Below are 20,955 nucleotides of genomic sequence, written 5' to 3'. Positions count from 1 at the left end.
GCATGAGAACCAGTTACCCAAGCAATCTTTCCGACGCGGAATGGGAGACTCTGCAACGTCACCTTCCTCCCTTGTCCAAACGTGGCAGGCCTCCAATCCACTTCCTGCGTATCATTTTTGATGCCATCTTCTACGTGCTGCGCACTGGTTGCCCATGGCGCTACTTACCGGCTAATTTCCCGCCGTGGCAAACGGTCTTCTATCATTTCCGGCGCTTGCGCCTGAAAGGTACCTGGACGCTTTTGCTGCGAGCGCTTCACCAGACTGAGCGCGAACGACAGGGAAGGAACCCGCATCCCAGTGCTGCCATCATGGATGCACAAAGCGTGAAAACTGTCGAGGAATCCGCAGGCATTTGTGGCTATGATGCTCATAAACAGGTGAAAGGGCGAAAACGTCACTTGCTCGTCGATATGCTCGGCTTACCACTCCCCATCTACGTGACGTCTGCCGATGTCCATGATACTCGAGGTGCTCGGTGCCTGGCTTTCAGGGTTAGCTCCGTTCGTCCCACGCCTCAAGAAAATCTGGGCGGATGCTGCCTATCGTGGGAAACAGTTGGCTGACTGGTGCAAGGAGCAAGCAGATTGGGATCTGGAAGTGGTGGAATGTGATCCTGGTGTGCGTGGTTTCAGCATTGTGCCTCGCCGATGGGTGGTGGAGCGCACATTTAGCTGGCTGTCTCGTAACAGGCGCTTAAGCAAGGATTATGAGCGCAAGGTGCAAACGAGTGAAACGCTTATCCAGATAGCAATGATTCGGCTGCTGGTCACTCGTCTCGGCCGAAGCGATGAACCTCTTCTCTCATAAATGCTCTCAACGTGCGGGTCGAGTTGGGAGCAGTCTCTGTCTGCCCCTTCCTAGAGGAAAGGACAGGCAGAACAAAACAGACGAGAGAGAAATGTTGAAGCAGTTTCTGGCGGTGCAAGTCACTCCTCGCTCGCCTCCCAGAGGGGTTGAGTGGTGCGATATTCCCGCACAGAACTGATTTTCCCTTCCTTGAAGCGAACAAGGGAGGCTCCTTCAAAGCTCTTATGCGCCTCGAAGATCCATTCAAGAAAACTGAGCTCATTGGCAACAACGAGCGTGGTAATGTCCCATCGGTTGATCTTCCAGGGGCCATACTCGCCTGCAATGCGCTTTTCCACCTCGCGGATGATCTTATGAGCGCCCCGAATGGCCTGGCCTTGAGACTCGATGAGAACACAGTCTGGATGGAGTGTACTCAGGATTTTGGCAGGGTTATGTTCCTTCCATCCATCTACATAGGCGCGAATAAGCTGTTCTGCAAGAACTTGATCCAATTTTTAACCTCCATGTTGTGCTCAATGGATGCTGTTGAGAGAAGAAGCAGCCTCTCGTGGGAAGGCTGACTCTCTGAAATAGGCTTCGTCTCCATGTTTGATCTTGACTCATCTCTGCTTTGGGAAAGCCCGATATTGGGAGGGAAACCTTCTCATGTTCTGGGCCATATGAAAACCAGTATGCTCTTGGGAGGTCCGATCCTGAGAGAAAAGTCAAGCTGTCTTGCCTCTCGCCAACAAAGCCAGAAGAGAGTGTCCATCACCACTGAGGATATTGCCAAAGCGCCCATTTCCCAGAAGGAGTATACCAGATAAAGACGCGGATGCAAGAGGGAATACTCACCATGGTTTCAACCTTTCCGTTCATTTCTCATCCTTGGGATCACGTCTCCTGAGCCTACCTCATCTTTCGGTGTGTTCCAAAACAGGCTCTGAGCTCGACTTTGTACATTTCCAACTAAAAACAGGCAGCATAGAGCAGCCGATCAAGCACAGAACGAGGGAGCAATCCAACAGCAGGCTCGTGGGAGGGTGTTGCAATGATCTGCTGTATCCAGATACGTAGTCGCAACGCCGCCAGCACGTCATGAAATGTGGCGGATGTTTTGCGATACCATGCAGTTTGCTCGATAGCGACCGGCTCACGGGAAGCTAGATGAGTCCCTGCTAAGGCAACGAAGCTAGACGTGCACAGCAAGAGCGGCGTGCTCCGCTCAATCGCCAGATCTGACCACTGGCGTTGGGTTTCGATGCCCAAATGAGCACGAGCTTGTTCAAAGGTACTTTCCAGACTCCAGCGCTTCATGAACGTCCTGATGATCGTGAGCGCCTCCAATTGCTGATCTGTGCACAGTAGGGCTTTGGCTTCCCGCTTGCCCTCCGGGTCACGCGTGAGGACCCAGCGGATCGGCAAGGGGGGCCGTCCAAACCGATACCACAGGGCAGTGCCCGTACACCACTGCACGCGGCGCTTGCCTTGTCCATACCATTCGATCTTACGGTCGTGCCAGAGCGTAGCCGGGTCGACAAGGACCTGCTCCAAGGAGGGCAAGCGCGGGCCGACCACCTGAGGCTTGCCCCCTTTGCGGCGCTGCTCGACGGGAGGAGGAGGCTCTCGCAAGACGCTGTCCAAGCGAGCAGGCACGATCAGGGCCACCTCATAGCGGCGGCAGCGCACGCCCAGTTCCAGGCAACTGTAGGCGGTATCGCCCAAGAGCCTGATCTGCCGGTCGGGGAGCCAGCGATGCACCAGACTCATCATCTGCTCTGCCCACCTAGCAATCGTTTTGTGCCGCTTGCTCAGATGCACGTTGAAGGAAGGCGTCGTGGTCAGAACCACCAGAAAGGGCAGTGCCCAGGGCTGCTTGGTCCAGCCAGGCGTTACGACCACTGCCATCACCATCCAACGCAGTCCGCTGCTGCTCACCGCTCGCTTGCGACTGGAAAGAGCGCTATCGCGATAATGGCCTCGCTTGTTGATCATCGGTCCCCACCGTCGTTCCAGGGTCTCATCGATGACGATCTCGATGGGAGCATCCTGCGCAAGCAGAGTCTGTACCATCAGCAGCAGCAAACAGCGACTGGCAGCCAGCGGCGACCAGCGAGCACGATTGAGCACCTGATGATACTGGCTCCAGTTCCCATTGCTCTGCTCCCCGCTGAAGCGCAAAGCGCTGCACACCGTTCGGGGTCCGTGCGCCAGCAAGGTGCCCATGAGTAACGTCATCAATTTTCTCCAGGTGGGAGCGGTAAACAGTGGCCGAAAGGGGGCCACAACGGCGAGAATGGCTTCTGGTAGGGGCATGAACATTCTCCTCAGCAAGATAGGCTTTGATCAGTTTCTATCTTACTTCAGTGGCGGCTTCATGCCTTCTTCCTTAGCAAAAATGTACAAAGTCGAGCTGAGAACATTGTGTTCCACAGTGAGGAGCGTCTTGCGCGCATCCAGGCGCTTCTTGTGGAAGGTGGGTTTCGCGTCTGTTCTATTACATAGCCTTTCCTGAAAAGCCAGCTCTGGAAAGACGGTGCCAGGGGGAGCGATCAGGAGCGGGAGTGGTGGATCTTGCAACGCTCATTTGAGCTCAAATGTACTTTTATTATTGAAGATGTTATTATTTGGACGTTATATTGTTCGTTTAAGCCTTAATGATAAGGAATATATCTATGACAGATAATTTGTGGATTGCTCTGATTGGAGTGAGCGGGGTTGTTATAGGGGCTATCCTTTCTTTTTTAGCTTCAGCTCTCAATGCTCGTCAGAAGATAAAAGAAATTAAATTGACTTATCAGCAGAAGCTAGATGAAAGCTATGTTACAAGCGCGCGTATTTACATTGACGATGTGTATATGCCAATAAATATAGCTCTTTCGATTTTAGAAAGCCAATATTATGATTTTAAGATGCTAGCCAGCTTATATAAAGAAAATGATAATGAATATGCTGGTGCTCGTGAAGTCTTTCAAAAAGCTTGTGAAGAGTTTACTCTACAAATAGGAGGTATTTTCCAGCAGGGTAAAGATGCTTATATTATTAGTGAGTTGGACCAAAACCTACGATCATTTAATAACTTTATCAAACATTCAAAAGACGCTAAAAAATACTCAGCAGTTCTCATCAGTAGGCTGAGTATAAAGTTCCTTAATCTTGATTGGGAATTTAAGCAAAAGGTAGAAGAAGAAGTTATGGACAAGGATGAGAAGAAGTTACTTCAATATTTTAAATATATGCGGTCTATTCAAAGTGGCTTGCTTTTTAAGATAACCGTAAAATATCTTCTTCTATTTTCATTTGCTTATGATGTAGATATACTTGCAGCTCCTGTGAATTCCCTCGCTTTTGAGCAACGACTTTCATCTGAAGTTCCTGATTTGAAGGCTATTATAAAAAAGGTCACCCTAGGAGTTTCAACCATATAGATTAATGCTGCACTCTTTCTTCTCTCGTGTATCCAAGTTGCTTCAGTAACACCTTCGAGCTTCGTAGGTGGCGAAATTCAGTGCCTAGACCCCTGGAATATTGGTGAAGAGACGCTATCACCCCTTGCTTTCGCTTATAAAAGGGGAAAATAAACAGAGCCCTTTAGTATTACTGGCATACGATATTTCACAGCATAGCAAAATGCGAACAAATAATCTGGAGTATTGTCGGCTCTTCCACATTGGATCAATCCGAAAAAATGGGAATGCATGGCTGGTGGAACCGATACCCTACCCCCGTGATCGTTTCGAGATAGATCGGATGCCTCGGATCGTCTTCCAACTTGAGGCGCAGGGTATGCAGGTAGACGCGGATATAATCCACTTCCTCGTGATACCCGCTTCCCCAGACGGTATGGAGCAATGCTTGATGGGAGAGCACTTTTCCCCCTTCGCGCATGAGAGTGAACAGCAGCGTACACTCGATGGGTGTCAAACGCAGCAACTGCCCACGGACGACGACACATCGCTCCACGCATAATAAGCGAATCTTTGTGTCCTCGCTTTCAAGCACTGAGCATGGGCCAGTTTGCCTTGACATATCACAAGAGGATGAGAGGGATGCTCGATAGCGCCTGGCATGCCCGTGTAAGCGAGCGTGGAGCTCCTGCTTCCCGCAGGAAAAGAAGACATAATCGTCGGCCCCTGCATCGAGCATCCTGACAATCTGTGCCTCCTCTTCCCGCTCAGAACAGATAACCAGAGGCGTGCGCGGCGTGATCTGGCGAATCTGTTGCACCTGCTGGGTATGTATGCAGCAGGCAAGCCAGACATCGTGTTGCATCAGTCGCACCGTCATGACGGAGGCACTACTTCCGAGATGGGCCAGGTGGGTCACCTTGAAATGCCCGCCTCGCAGCCGTGTTTGGAGCATGCGCGCTTCGTCCTGTGTCCCCAGCACGAGGATGTGAGGCGGGTGCTGTTGCACGCTATCGAGGGAATATCCGGTGTTCATGACCTCTTCTTTGCGCTCCTTCCTGTTGTAAGGCTTGTCGATGTGGGTGTGAGATGCACAGACGTTTGGGCCTGTGCATCCACCGGGTTGGCTCAGGATGCTTTCGATTGCCAGATCGTCAGGTGGCGTGTGTGCAGGATCTCTATGAAGCGCTCGACCTCATCAAGCGGCAAATGGAGCACCTGCGCAATGTCTCGGGGCGTACGGTGTCCATTGCTGAGCAAAAAGACGTGGCGGAGACGAATCGGTAGCGCGGCCTGAAGCACCTGCTCAACAGGAACAGCTTGAGAGGGAACACGATCTGACTCTTCTGTGTCGCTGCTCACAGCGGGTAGCGATGAGGTCACGGCATCGGCCACATGGATGTCCTGGTACGAAGACTCCTGCCAGAGAAGCATTCCTGCTGTGTGCAGCACATGGAGCGCTTCTCTGTGCTGCATGAGGACTCGTCCGTTCGCGCGGATGCAGATATGGCAGCGAACAATTCTCCCCTGTTCAAAGGCCACTTCTGCGATAGTCTCCTCGCCTTCTCGTCGGCCTGCAATGGGGAGCGATGGTGAAAGGATGGCCGTCAGGGACAAGGTCGCGTGCGTCGCCCGCATTTGCTCACAGATGGTGACAAGGAGCAGGTGATAGGATGGTGCTCTCTGTGTCGTGTGTGTCTGTTGCATGGTCTTTTCTCCTTGGTGATGGTGTGCATCTGTTGCTTACAGCTGATCAATTGGTGTGTGCTGGTGTTGTCGTCTCTCTACTCTGCTTGTTCTTGTGTGCCTGTGCTCCCTCCTGCTCAATGAAAGGGAACATGGCAGCGAGCACGTGTAAAGGACCTGCGGGAATGGCTGCTCCACATGCATGTCAGGGATCGGTCGTAAGATGTGCCTTGATGGCTTGTAGCCCCAGGTGGTGCAGAGGTGCCAGTAGCCGCGAAAGGTCGGCTCGAGCAGTTCCAGTTGCATCTCGTGATAGGTCTGCTGGTAGGTCTCGCGAGAACAGGAGTGTGCTGTGCAGAACGGCTCCAGGAGCTGAAAGAAGTCATCGGCCTGCTCACAGAGTGTGCCATGAAAAGGCGTCCCGGCAGAAAAGTCGAGCAGGCTCTCCTGCTGCTCAATGGCGACAAACCCTGTCTTCTCCATCCGGATCGGGAGCCGTTCTGGTCGGGCGGAACGAATGGTTTGTGTTCCCCGGGCAGATGGACGGGCCGCCGCGCGCAGCCTGCCCATCTGCTGCCAGTAGGTGGCACACAGGGTACCTGCGGCCGCGCTGGTGCTCTCGCCCTGCACACATTCAAGCAGGCGCAACACTCCACCTGGTCGAAGGAGCCGAAAACAGTCTTCCAGCAAGAGTGGCCATGCGTACTCGGGAAGGGTCGCATGCAGAAAATGCCCACTGATGAGGTCTATGCTCTCGGCTGGAAAGGGAAGAGGCCGGGTGAGTGAACAGACCTGAGCAGAGGCATTGTGGCAGCCCTGGACGGCGGCAAAGAAGGCGGTTTGCCTGGCAGCGCTCTCCTGTGAGGTGAGACCGATGCACTCCGTCCTGGGCGCGTGTGCCGCCAGGTGTCGCAGCCACTCGCCATTGGGATCGAGCGCCAGGTCCAGGATGCGCTTCATCGGGAAGCCCTCGGGTTGTTCGGGAAGGGGAACGCGAAAATGCTGCATGAGCATGCGCGCCTGCTGGCTGCGGCGTCGCCATTCCAGTGGATGTACCGGCGACACCAGAACCTGCTCATCAAGGACCAGCGGGTCAGAGGGGGTATAGAAGGGATAGAGCGCTCCTCTGGACGCTGGAGAGGGTGGATCCTTCTGCACCTGCGGCAGGAGGCGATGCGGCTGTGTGGCGCGATCCTGGTGCTCGTTCATGTCTTCTTCGAAGAAGAGCAGCGGGCCGTGTCGGAGCGGGATACTCTGGGTGTGACTCATTGGATCCCTCCTGGTTTGTAGGCATGGACACGTGAGAGGGTCCAAAGGCCCTTGAAGGTGGGGGCGCTCATCTCCGCGCGCATGCGCTCAAAGAGGTCGGTAAACCTCTCTGGGGTGAGGTCTATCGTCTGACACAACAGCGGGGCAAGCTGATAAAAGAAGGATTCCGCATTGGTGCGCATACTGGCCTGATAGAGCGTTCCCGCTGAGAAGTCGAGCACGGTGTTGTGCTCCGCAATGGCACAGTAGCCAAGCTCATGAAGCAGGTTCAGGAGGTGTTCGTGCTGAGAGGATGCACTGGCAAGAGCCGAGGATTCCTGGCTGCTCTCTGTATGCTGAGCGAGGAGGGTTTGTGTTCGTATGGCAAGGGTCTGCTCGCAGTAGTGGCTCAGCAGTTCACAGGCGGGACTATTCGAGGTTGCGGCCGTGCATTCGGTAAGACGAAGGAGTCCTCCAGGGCGCAGAACACGCAAGCACTCTTGAAGCAGGCGTGACCAGCCGTCGTGTGCGAGAAAGGTGCGTAAGAAGCGGCCATTGATGAGGGTATAGAAGTTGGCAGGGCAACTCAGTTCTCTGGCAAAGTCCATCTGGAGAAAGCGGACACGGGTCTGCTCCTGCATCTGGCGAAAGGTATTGGCCTGCCGAACGTAGGGGGCAAGAGCCGAGACGCCAAAGACCAGGCAGAAGGGATCGTGAAAGGCGACATCGCAGGCCCAGGTGCCACCTGGCCCACACCCAAGATCCAGGATGAGGGGAGGCGAGGGGGAAGACACTGCAAAGGTCTGCTCTTCCAGTTCAGGCAAGGGTTCCTTGAGGGCTGAGGTGAGCATATGATACTGCGTGATCACGCGGGCCTGCTCAGCGGAGGCCAGTGGATCAAGCAGCAGGGGACCATAGGTGCCGAGTCCTCCTGCATAAATACGGGTGGAAGCGTGAAACATCGTTCCCTTTCCTCTTCTTCACTACTGTCGACCTGACAAAAAGACAAGCGTATCTTTCTGAGCGTATCACTCGTGCCAACGCTGCTTATAGTCATGCTCTGCCCACGTTTCCTCGCGAGGAGTTTCTGAGAGGTGGGGAGCAGCTGCATTATTCGGAGGATCACTGCCAATGTTGGCAAAGGTGGTAGGATGGAGGAGCAGACGTATGTTTGCTATGTGTTGGAGACGTCCAGGTACAAGTCCTCGATCAGCAAGGGAAAGGCAAGCGGTGCAGATGTCGAGTGCGCGGTTAGCGTGATGAGCCAGGAAATAGTATAAGGTCTTGTTGAGCGTAGACTGCTGGTTATTAAGCAACAGGGAGTGCGTCACGTTGGGTAGTTGGATGGTGCTCATGGTGCGAGAAATAGGTCCTTTCTACATCGATAGGTCTCACTTTGGTCAAAATGGGTATGGAAGTGTTTCCGTATCTACGAGTTCATCCGGGCAAATGCCAGGGACACGTAGAGGCCCGATTTCAAAGCCGTTTGGGCAGGGAGTGAACGTGTGAGTGGGAAGGTGGAGATGCTGGGCAAGCCAGATCTGGGCACGGAACTGTGCCTCCAACTTATCACGGGCATAGACGAAATGGTAGGCGTTTGTGTGCTCTTCTTCTGATTCTTCCGGCTGGGCTGAGGCTCGAAGCAGCCAGAGGGTCAAGTATTCTTCCCAGAGCACGATACCGACGTTCTCCAAGGTCAAGGTGAGGTTTGTGTGGGTGGAGAGCGCAAGAAGGATCTGTTCTGCATCCCGGCGATGGATAGGGCGCATGAGTAATGACTGATAGACAGTACCTGTTTCTACTCTTGCAGTTCGTGCCAGCTCGGGTACATCAAAAGGGAACAGGGTTCGTATCTGCTCTATGGTTGGTTTTTTCTTCCGATCATTCATCGTTTTATCTACTGCTTTCTAGTAACGTAAGTTGCTCTTTAGTTGAGCCACCTTGCTTACAGGCATTCAAAACGTTCCATGCTTATTTAAAGGCCTGCATTCTTTTGTCCGATATTGGTTTTAAATACCACTCTTTAAGTATTGACCACTTAAGTAATACCATTACAGACCAGCTTACGTCAAGTAGCAAGCTGTAGTAGTATGAACTAGATCTGGTGAGTTATGAGGTAGAAAATTGCTACGATTGCGTGTAAAAGATGTTGCCCAAGAGAAGGGTATGGGGATGGCGAAATTATCGAGACTTTCCGATATTTCGTACAAAACGATACAGAAGATATGGCGTAATCCCTATCATGACGCCTCTCTTTCTACACTCAACCGTATTGCACGAGTGCTTGAAGTCCCAGGAACTGAGCTACTTGAGGATGTTCCTGATGACCAGGTTCCAGAAGAGTTTCGAGTATAAGGTTGAGCCTAAATTTCCTTATGCTATCAAGCCTATAGCAACCTTTTCAGTTTAATGTTTTCCTATTTGTTTAAAATGAGTTCGTCAAAAATTTGGATCTCCATCGAAATAGGAAAAGTATCTTTTAGGTAGATGAAAGCCAGAAATCCATGTATATTTCCTTCATAGGCGTGAGAAGTAAAACACGTGAATGTATGAAGGGAAATGTGAAACATGGAAGATATCCATTCCATTCTCATCAATGTACTTTCGAATATTGTTTGGTTGCCGCTAGGAGCGCTTCTCGCCTATATTGGTTTTTTCTTGAGTGTTCGTCTTCCCCACAGAGCGCTCTGGCAAGTTAAGGATCCCGCGAATCTCATTGTTTGTGCCTCTAGTTCCACCACGACGAATACTGGCGTGTACAATCGCCCTGCAACAGGGATTGGACAGGTGCGAGCGTTAGCCCTTGCTCTTCGGTCACTCCATCATGCCTATCACAAGCATCTCGATATTCGAAATATTTTTCTGGCTACGGATCACCTGCAAGAGCGCATTGAGAATGATCTGCTCATTCTCGGGAGCTCGAAAACGAATGCGGTGACTGCGCGCTTCTTGGAATTGTTGGAGGATGAGCAACCGGCCAAAGTCATTGATAGCCTCATTATCTGGCGTACTCACAAGGTTGGAGGGCGATGGGTGGATCAAGGGGCTCTTGAGTATGAGGGAAGTGTGACGAAGCGCCAGGTGGTGAACGACTACGGCCTCATTATACGAGCCTATAATCCTTTTACCTCGCGGAAACGAACGGCAATCCTCTTTTCAGGCTCGCATACATATGGTACGGTAGCAGCAGCAAAGTTTTTTACGGAGAATATGCAAGGACTGCTGCGGAAACTCACGAAAGATGGGCGGAGAAATTTTGTGTTGCTTGTGAGTACCCAGGTTGTTGAAGGCTATCCCACTCGCATGAAAGTTGAGAGAAGTTACGCATGGTAGAGAACAACGCTCCACGTCAAACGTCAACGGATGTTGTCCCACTGCAATACATGGTGAAAGAACAGTTTCTCGCCGCAAAAACAGGTATTGAGGAGGATTGTGAAGATGCCATCTATATTGGTCCCCATTTTGTCGCGATAATTGATGGGGCGACCTCGAAAACGTCGAGAAGATGGGATGGCCAAACAGGAGGTCGCGTTGCTGCAACGGTAATACGAGATGCGTTTGCATTGCTTCCACCTGAGGTAATCGCACGCCAGGCGGTTGATCAATTGACGATGGCGCTTCAGCAGTTATATGAGAAGCATAATGTTGTTGAGATCATGCAAGCAGACCCGGTGCAGCGTGCGGTCGCTTCATTTATTGCAGTAAGCTTTTTACGGAAAGAAGTGTGGTTCGTTGGCGATTGCCAGTGCTTGCTTGATGGGAAACCCATTGTCAATACCAAGGAAGTGGATCGCATCACGTCCCTCGCTCGCTCGCTGTTTTTAGAGGCTGAGGTGGTTCAGGGAAAATCACTTGAGCAGTTGCGTCAGGAGGATACTGGCCGCGCATTTATTCTCCCCCTGTTAGAGCGGCAAATGATCTTCCAGAACGATCCGTCAACCGGTCAGTACTGGTTTCCTGTACTTGATGGTTTTCACGTCCCTGATGAAGGTATCCGGGTTCTTCCTTTGCCCGAAAATATTACAACCATTGTTCTGGCTTCAGATGGATACCCTGTATTGAAAGAGACATTGGCCGCTTCTGAGCAAGCATTGCAAGAATTGCTCATTGAAGATCCTCTCCTTTTTCGCAAATATCTCTCTACCAAAGGTGTGACCGCTGGAAATAGTTCGTATGATGACAGAGCATATATAAAAATGTATATGAACAAAATTTGTTGAATTGCAGTGGATTTTAGCAGTTGGAAATACAGGTCATCAGAGCTGCCGCTTTTACTGATCAGCGATCATCTGGCTCCTCGCAGAGATCGCGAGGTCACACAGGTAACGAGCTTGATGCGCTTATGCGCAAATCTGTGGCACTAACATTTTTGATGTTCAAATTGCAATTCATTGTAATTGCCAATGAGAGCAATCAGCGCGAGATGAGAAAGGGGCAGTATCCTGAGTAGTGTGTAAAAAAGAAGGTCTGGTATCCTAAACCTGGTAACAAGTCGAAAACACAACCAGGAGGAGAACCATGACCACTCGAGACAACAGTATCCAAGAAATCATCAGCAGTCAAGATGCCTTTGAGCGCCTGGTGAAAGAGCGACTCCAGTACGCGGTTCGCATTGCCCTCATCGAGGTGTTAGAAGAAGAAGTGACGGCCTTCATTGGGGCCAAACCCTATGAGCGCAGCCAGAGCCGTCGTGATCAGCGCAATGGGCAGTACACGCGTCATCTGGACACGACCGTGGGAGAGATCCCCGATTTACCGGTTCCTCGCACGCGTGGAGGCTATCACACGCAGTTGTTTGAGCGCTACCACAGGCGTCGAGACGAACTGGATGGAGCCATCGAAGAGATGTTTATCAAGGGGGTGAGTATGGCCAAAGTGGGAGAGGTTATCGAGACTCTCACGGGTTCGCATCCCAGCGCCTCAACCGTTTCTCGAGTCTTCCATACGCTTGAGGAGGAGTATGAGCAGTGGAAAGCCCGTCCATTAGCCCAGCACTATGCTTATGGCTTTGTCGATGGAACCTACTTCACCGTCATCTACAATGGGCAAGGCTGCAAGATGCCCATCTTAGCGGCAGTCGGCATTCGAACAAGCGGAGAACGCGAAGTGCTCGCGTTTCGCATTGGAGATCGGGAGAATCAGCACGCCTGGGAAGACCTCTTTGAGGATCTCAAGCAGCGAGGCATCGAGCAGGTGGATTTGTGGATCAGTGATGGCCATCAGGCCATGATCAAGGCGATGACCAGCCACTTTGCCACTTCGCAGAGGCAAAGGTGCGTCATGCACAAAATGGAAAACGTGCTGGGCTATGTTCCCAGCAAACAGCGAGAGCAGGTAGAACCTGAACTCAAAGCCCTGTTCTCTCAGCCAGGCCGACAACAGGCTGATCAAGCCGTAGCAGCTTTCATTGAGAAGTACCAGAAGGCCTATCCAACGGCTGTGGAGTGCCTCCAGCGAGATTTGGAGTCCTGCCTCACCTTCTATGCCTTCCCCAGGGAGCACTGGAAGTGCATTCGGACCAACAATGTGAGTGAGCGACTCTTTGGCGAAGTTAAGCGGCGTTCGCACAAGATGGCTGCTGCCTTTCGCAATGAGGGCAGCTGTCTCCTGCTTTTCTATGCCGTCATTCGCAGTCTGACCTTTCACAAGCTCACGATGCCACCTGCATCGCAAGCTCAGCCAGATCTTGCCTTTTTACACAGGACTTGACATACTGCCGAGAAAGGTGCAGTGTTGTACGTTCTTACTCACTCCTAAAGGAATTAATATCATGCTTACACATATTAAAAACGCGTAGAAACTCAAGAGATGCGAATCGGCGCTCATATCTTTTGGCATATATCGTATCCTATCACCACGGCTGGTTAGGTGCCCGAAGCCCGGTTATCACGCATTACCTCCTCAGCAATGCTGTCTAACGTACCAGTAATGATACGATTGAGATCGAGGCGCTCAAGCCTCGGCTTGAGCGCCGGGTGGGTGCGCATCAACTCCTTTCGCATCTTATCGCCCCAGCCTAATATACGAGAGCGTAGTTCTGCAGCAGCCTTCCGGGTAAAAGTGGTCGCCAAGATAGCCGACGGATCGACACCATCCACAAACATGAACTTGAGCACACGTAAAGCTAGCACGGTCGTTTTGTCACTACCAGGACCGGCAACCAGAAAGAGAGACGTATCAAGCGGCGCACAGATAGCGTCCCACTGGTTCCTGTCCCGGTTTGGATCCAGTGTACGCTGAATGGTATGGGTCACCAGTTGGCAGAAGTCATTCCATGCGATCATCTCTGATCCTCGCTTCTATCTTTTCCATGAATGTGCCGTTCTCTAGATCCTCTGGCTCTAGAAACAGGACGCGCGCGCGACGCTGAACGTCGGGACGCATATAGACCTGTTCCTTGTGTTGTCTCGACTCAATATACAGGGCATCGTTAGGACCCCAATACTGGAGGTACAGCTCGTGCCTAAACAGGTGAAAGGTGGGATGAATGTGATGGATCCGTTCCTCGTCATCCTCGTAGGCGAGTGCAGGCTCGTAGTCAAAGGGAATACCTGCACCCTCGAGCGCAGAGGCGATGATACGTTCATCCGAAGTGCGAACGCGTCTTCCCTTTGGAGTCTTGTAGGGCATATCTTTGGGGTCACCCCAGCGTGGCTGCCACTTTCCGTCGACCAGGAAATCTGCGGCCGCGTCGAAGTCGACTACAAAGGCGGACGTATCGCTTGCCTGCCCTGCGTCATCGATTTCTTGTACGATCCCCAATCCAATAGTGGGATTGAGTTGATCCCCCAGATTGCCCGGCTCCGCCTGCACACGGGCAGACCTCCCTTCCATTAGGGGGCCCTTTACCTCTGAGACGCAGCTCCCAGAGGTACCTTCTAGCAAGACACCACGAAGCCCCTTTAGAGCGCGCCTCGAATTGAGCAGTGGGGCCAAGTAGTGGTGTTCAATATCACTGTCAGCGCTGAGACAGACTGGGCATCCATCGTCGCACGCGCGGTTGTACAAGTCCAGGAGTTGCAGCGCCAACTCGTGATCTGGTTCATCCTTGGCAACGCTGCCAGCCCCTAACACTGCGCGCAGTGCTGCTATAGCGGGTTGCCTGCTGGGATCGGGATTAAGCACTGCGCGCAGTATGGTTGCCTGCCGGTGGAGGGTTCCAGGCACCCTGCTCTCCAGCGACGATTGCAGTGCAAAGAGTTCCTTGAGGATCAAAGCGGGATTGATGGTCTGCCCCTCTTTTACCTCGATGCCTTTAAAAAGCACTCGCCCCAGCATGCGTTCCGCTTCTCTACTGGGAGGGGGACTTTCGAGAGTGACAAGCAGCTCCCTTAGCCTCTGCTCCTTATGCGCGTCGGGGGCCTCCTGTAGATCTACAATCTGCTTCTCGGACGCTTTGGAAAGCACTGTTTCCAGCAGCGCCTCGCCGTCGCCAATTGGGCAGCGGCCGAGCTCGGCAAGCAGCATCCACCAGAGCGAGTCTTTGCCGTTACCTGTATTCGAGTCCGTATGTAAGTCGATTCGTTCGAACGCCTGAATTATCCCCCCGAACCGCCTTCCACCGTATCCATAATTAGAATACGGGGATAGATCGAGGAGTCGACCCGCTCGAGTATGGGGAGATCAATGTAAGCCACTAGTTCGTCGCTCCCCAAACCACCGAGGCGGGCGACGAGGTTTTTGAGCAAGGCGGCTAGGCTGTGCAGGATGACGCTGGTAACAAATTTGCGGAAAGCGGGGGTCTTTCTGAAGGAACTCTCAAGGCAACTATTGAGGCTCTCGAAGAAATCGCTATGGTTGGTGAGAAACTCTCTGAAGCCCTCTACATCCACGGGGCGCACAATGCGGCACGTTCTGTAGTACTCCAGTAAGGGCTCCTTGTCCCGTGATGCTTCGAGGAGGCGGGGCTCGCCGGGTTGAGTCGCGACCTCATGCAACCAGTAATCAACCGCCACCTCCGCGCGCTCCAGCTGTGTCTTGATAAACAGGTCCCACTCTGCGGACTTTGGTGCGATCTGATAGAGGGTGAAGTTACGGCGCAGAGAGAGGCGAAGGTCCTCGTCATTCAAGAGGCGCCCCACAGCCTGCTCTATAAGATTCGGGTTGATCTGGAAGCAAATGCCCTGCGTCTTGATACGATAGCCCACCATTACCGGCTTAGGAGCTTCTTGTTCGCTTCCCCCGGTTCCTGGTCCGTAGAAGTGGCGGTGAAGGGATATCGATTGATTACTGCCCTTGACCGTAATGTCCATCCCGTAGAAGACGCGATAGTAACCCAGGAGAGACCTCCCCTCCTCCAAGAACCCCTCAACCGAACTGAATAGGATATTGAGCGGGGGTGAGAGAGTCAGACGCCGGGGGCCATAGCGCGAGTCGGCAATAAAGGGGACGATTGCTGAGTTCGCGCTGGCCGTCGAGCGCCGGGAGATTTGAAAGGCTCCCACCACCCGCTTAGCATCTAGTTCCTTGTGCTCGATTGCATACCCTTTGTTCGGTTCCTTCTCGTTGGGGACAAAATACCAAGTGGTGCTGCTCGACTCGTTTGGAACGCCAAAGGTGACCACTCGCAATCGATTGAGCTGAAAGAATTGTAAATCTGGGAACTGCTTGTACAGGTAGGTCGAGATGCCAAAGATACTATTCGCTTGCCCCGCGATATCCTCTTTCTTGGGGAAGTACTCGGGGTCATCGTCTCCCCCCTCCGCTTTACGGGGGTAGAGAAAAGTGGACTCTCCTTCGCGCGGTATAGGTGTCCAGTGAATGGCATTTTCTTCTCGCAACCGATAGGAGACGTTTCCCGGAAGGAACTCGGTGAGGGCAAATGTGACATCGGTGCTAAGCTCTCTTCGCTCCCTGCCCGGCAGTTCTTCCTCACGCAGTATCCGGCTACCCTGGGTAGCCGGATAGTGAACAGTCAAGGTCGTCGTTTCCTGGCTCCCTTGTAGCTGCCAGTCGATATGGTGATACGTTTTTAGCCAATTCCGCCAGTCATTTTCGTTACTGGAGTGCCATTCTTTTCTGCCGAACTGCCCGAGGGCCTCAGGGAGCCGCTCTGGCTTGTTTGGCAAGAACGGATACGACCTGTCCTCGCGGAATGCTCTGCTCGCGATCTCCGATAGGCGTATGTAGCTGTCAAGGTCTCCATGGGCATTGAGCTTCTCCCACGCCGACAGGAGGACGTGTGGGAGCAGATCCTTCTCCATAGCAAGCCAGCCTCTCATAAAGATGGTCCCGTCTCGCTGTTCTACGTGCCTGTCTGAGATTTGCTTGCCCCGTAACGGAGGCAGTCTTCGTCCTGTCTGAGCGTTCCATAGAACGAGTTCTTTCCCGTTGTTTTTCCACTGGGAGCTCCTCACGGCTTCGCTGCTGAGGGGGAAATGATGCCATCCGGCGGCGCTAAAGTCCGCTATGCGCTCTTCCGCGCGTATGTTGCTTATGTCTTGTCGTCGCCAGCAGGCAAGCAGATCAAAGAACGCGAGCAGGGTATGTGTGCGCTGAACAGTGAAGTTACCCGCATTGAGTGGTACATCATCGAAGGTGGGTTCGTAAAGCGCCTCAGGCCGGAAGAAGTAAAAAGCGTCGTCGCGCCGATAGGGCCAAAGCAGGGTGATGATGACAGGTGAGTCCTCTGGGTCTCGTCCTGCCCGTCCTCTGCGCTGAATAAAGCTGACTGCATTTGCAGGGGCCTTATGCTGGTAGACGAGCTGTATGGCCTCATCATCGTAGCCCACCTCTAAAGAAGGCGATGAGGGTATAAGGTCCATACTGTCCAGGGCTGCCGCCCTAGCGCCGGCATACACCGGGTCTGCCAGCTTAAGCACGCGATTACAGCCGCGCGTTTTGGCAAAGACCCAGCAGTCACCTGATTGAAAATGGGGGCATTCGTGAAGGGAAGACGCCTGCGACCGGGCGCTACAACCAATACCGCATTTATTGAGTACCCTCTTACTCCTGTCGCTTTTAATGCGGTCAGTGCGAATGCGCCATAGTTCATCCTGATTTGCGGGCGGGATTTGTTTCACCCGGTTCCCGCTGCGGGATTTAGAACCGTAATCGGGGTCATCGTAGTTATGGCTGAACTGGCGTAGGTCATTAATGGAGTCGAAAAACGCCAGGGCCCGCCATTTTTTATCTCTGCTCATGAGATTATGCACCGCTGCCATGAGGATCTGGATGGCAGCGGTCTGATCGTCGACGCGATTTTCAGGCTTGCTGGGAGTGGGCGAGAGGTTGCGGGGATAAATAAAGATGTAGCGCTCTCTCCCCCCGGTTGGTTCTGAGTCGCCTGGCTGCGGTTTAATGCACTGCAATCGGTTGTACTGTTCCTCGTCGGCCGGGTTCACATCCAGAAGTTTTGCCAGGAAGGCGCGCTCATCGTGCAGCGTCGCAGATACCCCTATGACCACCGGGTGATGCGTCGGGTGGTACAGCGACGGTCCACCGCGATCGTAGATGAGTCGCACGCGTGCCTGGAAGCGCTTTATCAGCCGCGCTATGTGGGCCCCTTTGAGTTGCTCGTAGAGGTGAACCTCGTCAAGAACCAGGAAGCGCGGGGGAGGGGTGGGTGCCTCTACCTGCCCTAACGCGTCCTGCGTCCACAGTCCCCACAGGTGGCTATACTGTTCGCGCGCCAGCCACTGACTGAGCGAAATGTCAGTGATGATGAGGATATCTGGGGCGTTGCACTTGAGCGCGGATTGTGTAATGTAGAGCGTGTCCACGATGTCACCACAATGATCGCATACCAAGCGCGGGCAGCCACGGTCGATATTGGGGTCATCGTCCTCCACCCAGTAACACCCAGGTTTGCAGTTGAAACACCCCTCTAACAGTTCCACGCGATAGAATGTGCGCCCGTTGCGTACCTTAGAATGCCACCTCTTGCCCTTATTGCTACCATTGACGCCGAGGCTCTCGGCGCTGTCGGGTACGTCCCCGATTTGTACGCCGAGCGTGATAGGGGGAGCACCCTTTTTCTGCAACTTAGTGGTATAGCGCAGTAGGCGGCTCAACTGATTGCGTGCAAGGCGGATGCGTGGGTAGACGAGAACGGCCCGCACCCCCTGGCGTACTCGCAACTGCGCAGGTTCGCACGCGATGTCAAGCAGGATGGGGAAGAAAAAAGCCTCGGTTTTCCCGGCACCGGTGTCGCCCGCGACGATAAAGGAGCGGTTGTCCTCATTGCCCTGAAGCGCGCAAGAGAAAATTTCGTTCATGGCCTTCGCCTGGAAGCCGCTCACGCAGAACTCGCTCCCGCTCGGGGGGATGAGCGACTCTTCCAGGGCCCTAGCAACGCTAGGATTTACGCCGACGGGTATCTGCCCGGCGATGGGCAAAACCCGCACAGGCCGTATACGCTGGCGGAACTCAACGCGAATGTCCTCCACGAGGAGAGGATCTTCAACATGTAGTTCGTGTCGCCAAACCCGCTGCCGCAGTAGACGCAAGATACGTACGGTTTCTGCTATACGCGAGCGGAAGAGGTTGGGCATCCATTCAATGGCCTCTCCTTTCGCGGCAAGGCTGCGCAGTATCTGTTCAACTTCACTCGCATCTGAGGGGGGTCGGGCTTTTGAGAAGGCATCCGGTGTTTTTTTAATGGCATTATATAGGGTCTCCGGAGTTACTTGCGTGGCATAGAGTCCCAGGTTGATCTGCTGGGCCTCTACCGACTCAAGGGCCGCCAGTACTGCGGCGTGTGCCTTGTTCCCATCCATATGAATCTCGCTCTCTCCCTGTATGCCTATCTATATACTCTCAATAGCACATCCTCCCACGCTGCCGATGAGACGGCAGCCACGGTACAGCGGTGCAGTGAGCCAACTGGTATAGCGGGGGTGATCAGGTTAAACGGTGGTGGCGAGAGGAAGCGCCGCCATTCGTAACCACCTATGCGCTGATCGTCGCAGTAGCGCTTGTCCAACAAGACAAATGCGCACCTATCTCTTTCACTCCGTATACCTCTGCCACAGGCCTGGAGGACCAGAGAAAGAGACCCCCTATGCCAAGCGTATTCTTTGGCCTTCTCCTTCACATTGTCATGGGGCTCCAATGCCAAAGGAGCGAACTCCCTCTCGTAGAGGCTTTGGAGACGCTTGTGGTAAAGCCCGGGGTATTCCAGGGGTAGGGAGATGCAGATGACGCTTTTAATGAGGTTATCAGAGAAGTCGGCCCCCTCAGCGATCTTCCCTTTATAAATCGCGAAGAGGTACGCACGCCGGTGGCTTTTTACCAATTCCCGCAGCTTCTCCTCATCGGTCCCAGCACTCCACCTCGCGATTGGGGGCTCATCAGGCTTTGCCGACTCCTCTGCCACGATCAATGTCTTCTCGAACGGGTCGACAATTTTCGCACGCACCCGCTCCAAAAAGGAGTAGCTGCTGAAGAAAACAGCGGTTACGCCGGGGGTCTCTCGGCCAACGGACAGTATATGGCTCGCATAGGTGTCCAAGTACTCATTACGGTGTTGGGCAGTACCGTATGTGTCCGCTGCACACACCCACACCTGGTTACGAAGTGGGAAAGGGGAGGCATAGACTCGAGCTAATGTCTTATCCGGCGGCAGGCCAAAGATGGGAAGCTGGTAGGGCAATTCGGTGCTCTTGTCTGCAGGTGCTGCCAACGTACCCGACATGCACAGCACCGCGTAAGCTCGCTTATAGCCCTCACTCATCACCTGAGTGGCATCTACCACGCGAAAGACGAGTTTCTGCCTCTCGTCCAACGGCGTCTGCTGGTAGATCACAACCTGGTCGTCTGGCTCCAGCAGGAGACGGAGCATGCGGACTGGTAAGGAATCCTCTTTCTCTTCTAAACGCTGTTCTGCCGACTCCAGAACGCCGAGAGCGACCTCCGCATTCTCCCTCCCCCCGAAGATCCCCAGTAATTCCGAGGGCGATATGCCAACATTAGGCGGCAAGTCCTTCACCGCACTCGTAACTCCCAGCATAGGCTGCCGTACCAGCTCTGGCGCATCGGCAATAGCAGTCTCTATAATCTCGGTGTATTCATCGATGCACAGCTCGTCGCGCACTCTGATGGGTAAATTGTGTGCCTCATCTACTATAACGATACTATCTCGGGGGGAAAAGCCTGCTCTCTCGGTCATGCCGTTCCTCTGAGCTGAGCGGGAGAAGAGCCACCAGTAGTCGCAAATCACGACGTGTGCACTCGCCATGAGCTTCTGTAGAGCGTGATAGGGGCAAAAACTGCCCGTTCTCTTTAGATGGGCATCTACCTCTCGCCAGGACATGACGCGTGTGGGCAGATCTTCCCAAGTGGCAGTGAGGAAGGCATCCTTACAGGAGCCACTTAATGCCGGGGAATTCGGCTGCACGCAGAATTGTTGGCGACCAACGATGTCTGCAACGCGCAGATGACGCCCTGTTCGTTGCTCAAATAGAGGAGCAAGGTGGTTCTTCAGTTCGCGAATAGGATTATCGTGTTGTGCTGCGCGATTGACCAAATAGTAGATGCGGCGGCGATCGGGGGCCTGAGCAACCCACCATAGCGCTGGTACAAGGGATGAAACCGTTTTACCTATGCCGGTTGGAGCGTGGGCAAGTAGGTACCGCTGGTTTTGGAGGGGATCCAAGCTAGCAGACCAATCTTCGAGGAGCTCTTCTTGGCAAGGGCCGGTACCATTCGCCGCTTTTCTCTTATTACGTGCGCCAGGCCAGAACGCTCCCCAGCCATGTCCATCCCTAGATATCTCATCAGCAACCAACTTCATCCGGGTCCTTCCTTATCATCTTGCACTTTAACCCGACCTCATCGCCGGTCTAGCGCTATTTTTCTCAAAAGCCTTTGCAGCGTTTCGCAT

At 53.3% G+C, this 20,955-nt stretch carries 18 protein-coding genes; 6 read left to right on the top strand and 12 right to left on the bottom strand.

All coding sequences use genetic code 11. The features are described 5' to 3' along the window. Nucleotides 1–2: 2 nt before the first annotated feature. Nucleotides 3–810 (top strand): IS5 family transposase gene (locus tag JMJ16_RS01300; protein ID WP_201377815.1). Its coding sequence is split into 2 segments (ribosomal slippage): nt 3–485 and nt 487–810, totalling 807 coding nucleotides; the frame shifts between segments, so codons are not numbered across the junction. 119 nt (nt 811–929) lie between these two features. On the opposite strand, the gene JMJ16_RS01295 is transcribed toward JMJ16_RS01300, so the two are convergent. Further along, nucleotides 930–1,304 carry a nuclear transport factor 2 family protein gene (locus JMJ16_RS01295; RefSeq protein ID WP_201377814.1) on the bottom strand — a complete coding sequence of 125 codons (375 nt, stop codon included), beginning with the start codon at nt 1,302–1,304 and terminating at the stop codon, nt 930–932. Nucleotides 1,305–1,761: 457 nt separating this feature from the next. Then, complete coding sequence (locus JMJ16_RS01290) at nt 1,762–3,108, bottom strand: transposase (protein ID WP_201377813.1); 1,347 nt, start codon at nt 3,106–3,108, stop codon at nt 1,762–1,764. 359 nt (nt 3,109–3,467) lie between these two features. Between JMJ16_RS01290 and JMJ16_RS01285 the strand changes: the two genes are divergently transcribed. Beyond that, nucleotides 3,468–4,220, top strand: coding sequence for a hypothetical protein (locus JMJ16_RS01285; protein WP_201377812.1), 753 nt, complete (start codon nt 3,468–3,470; stop codon nt 4,218–4,220). Nucleotides 4,221–4,467: 247 nt separating this feature from the next. Here JMJ16_RS01285 and JMJ16_RS01280 read toward each other — a convergent pair whose 3' ends face one another. The 6 genes from JMJ16_RS01280 to JMJ16_RS01255 all read right to left on the bottom strand — a co-directional run bounded on the left by JMJ16_RS01280 (nt 4,468) and on the right by JMJ16_RS01255 (nt 9,022). Further along, nucleotides 4,468–5,235, bottom strand: coding sequence for a winged helix-turn-helix domain-containing protein (locus JMJ16_RS01280; RefSeq protein ID WP_201377811.1), 768 nt, complete (start codon nt 5,233–5,235; stop codon nt 4,468–4,470). A 92-nt stretch (nt 5,236–5,327) separates the two neighbouring features. Then, entirely contained in the window at nt 5,328–5,906 is a 579-nt protein-coding gene (locus JMJ16_RS01275) for a hypothetical protein (RefSeq protein WP_201377810.1), read from the bottom strand. Between the two features lie 36 nt (nt 5,907–5,942). After that, nucleotides 5,943–7,154 carry a class I SAM-dependent methyltransferase gene (locus JMJ16_RS01270; RefSeq protein WP_201377809.1) on the bottom strand — a complete coding sequence of 404 codons (1,212 nt, stop codon included), beginning with the start codon at nt 7,152–7,154 and terminating at the stop codon, nt 5,943–5,945. Further along, nucleotides 7,151–8,095 (bottom strand): class I SAM-dependent methyltransferase, encoded by a 945-nt coding sequence (locus JMJ16_RS01265; RefSeq protein ID WP_201377807.1) that lies wholly within the window; start codon nt 8,093–8,095, stop codon nt 7,151–7,153. The genes JMJ16_RS01270 and JMJ16_RS01265 overlap by 4 nt, the downstream gene beginning before the upstream one ends. A 66-nt stretch (nt 8,096–8,161) precedes the next feature. Next, entirely contained in the window at nt 8,162–8,488 is a 327-nt protein-coding gene (locus tag JMJ16_RS01260) for a hypothetical protein (protein ID WP_201377805.1), read from the bottom strand. Between the two features lie 45 nt (nt 8,489–8,533). Further along, nucleotides 8,534–9,022, bottom strand: a complete 489-nt coding sequence (locus JMJ16_RS01255) for a hypothetical protein (RefSeq protein ID WP_201377803.1) — start codon at nt 9,020–9,022, stop codon at nt 8,534–8,536. A gap of 235 nt (nt 9,023–9,257) precedes the next feature. Between JMJ16_RS01255 and JMJ16_RS56625 the strand changes: the two genes are divergently transcribed. The 4 genes from JMJ16_RS56625 to JMJ16_RS01235 all read left to right on the top strand — a co-directional run bounded on the left by JMJ16_RS56625 (nt 9,258) and on the right by JMJ16_RS01235 (nt 12,842). Beyond that, nucleotides 9,258–9,488 (top strand): helix-turn-helix domain-containing protein, encoded by a 231-nt coding sequence (locus JMJ16_RS56625; protein ID WP_374228907.1) that lies wholly within the window; start codon nt 9,258–9,260, stop codon nt 9,486–9,488. A 213-nt stretch (nt 9,489–9,701) separates the two neighbouring features. Next, entirely contained in the window at nt 9,702–10,466 is a 765-nt protein-coding gene (locus tag JMJ16_RS01245; protein ID WP_201377799.1) for a hypothetical protein, read from the top strand. Then, complete coding sequence (locus JMJ16_RS01240) at nt 10,460–11,353, top strand: hypothetical protein (RefSeq protein WP_201377797.1); 894 nt, start codon at nt 10,460–10,462, stop codon at nt 11,351–11,353. Before JMJ16_RS01245 ends, JMJ16_RS01240 begins: the two co-directional genes overlap by 7 nt. 298 nt (nt 11,354–11,651) lie before the next feature. Then, nucleotides 11,652–12,842, top strand: coding sequence for an IS256 family transposase (locus JMJ16_RS01235; RefSeq protein ID WP_201377795.1), 1,191 nt, complete (start codon nt 11,652–11,654; stop codon nt 12,840–12,842). Between the two features lie 155 nt (nt 12,843–12,997). Here the strand turns inward: JMJ16_RS01235 and JMJ16_RS01230 are convergent, their stop codons facing one another. From JMJ16_RS01230 to JMJ16_RS01215, 4 genes are all read right to left on the bottom strand, one after another. Beyond that, complete coding sequence (locus tag JMJ16_RS01230; protein WP_201377793.1) at nt 12,998–13,417, bottom strand: UvrD-helicase domain-containing protein; 420 nt, start codon at nt 13,415–13,417, stop codon at nt 12,998–13,000. Further along, a complete protein-coding gene (locus JMJ16_RS01225; protein WP_201377791.1) occupies nt 13,401–14,600 on the bottom strand; it encodes a hypothetical protein in 1,200 nt (399 codons plus the stop codon). Before JMJ16_RS01225 ends, JMJ16_RS01230 begins: the two co-directional genes overlap by 17 nt. A gap of 71 nt (nt 14,601–14,671) precedes the next feature. Next, nucleotides 14,672–18,850: a DEAD/DEAH box helicase gene (locus JMJ16_RS01220; protein WP_201377789.1), complete on the bottom strand. Its 4,179-nt coding sequence runs from the start codon at nt 18,848–18,850 to the stop codon at nt 14,672–14,674. A 26-nt stretch (nt 18,851–18,876) separates the two neighbouring features. After that, nucleotides 18,877–20,865, bottom strand: a complete 1,989-nt coding sequence (locus tag JMJ16_RS01215) for a helicase C-terminal domain-containing protein (RefSeq protein WP_201377787.1) — start codon at nt 20,863–20,865, stop codon at nt 18,877–18,879. Nucleotides 20,866–20,955: the final 90 nt, after the last annotated feature.

It is taken from the genome of Ktedonobacter sp. SOSP1-52 (genome assembly GCF_016587395.1).
Note: the sequence above shows the minus strand (reverse complement) of the source record. Positions and strands in the feature narration are given on the sequence as shown.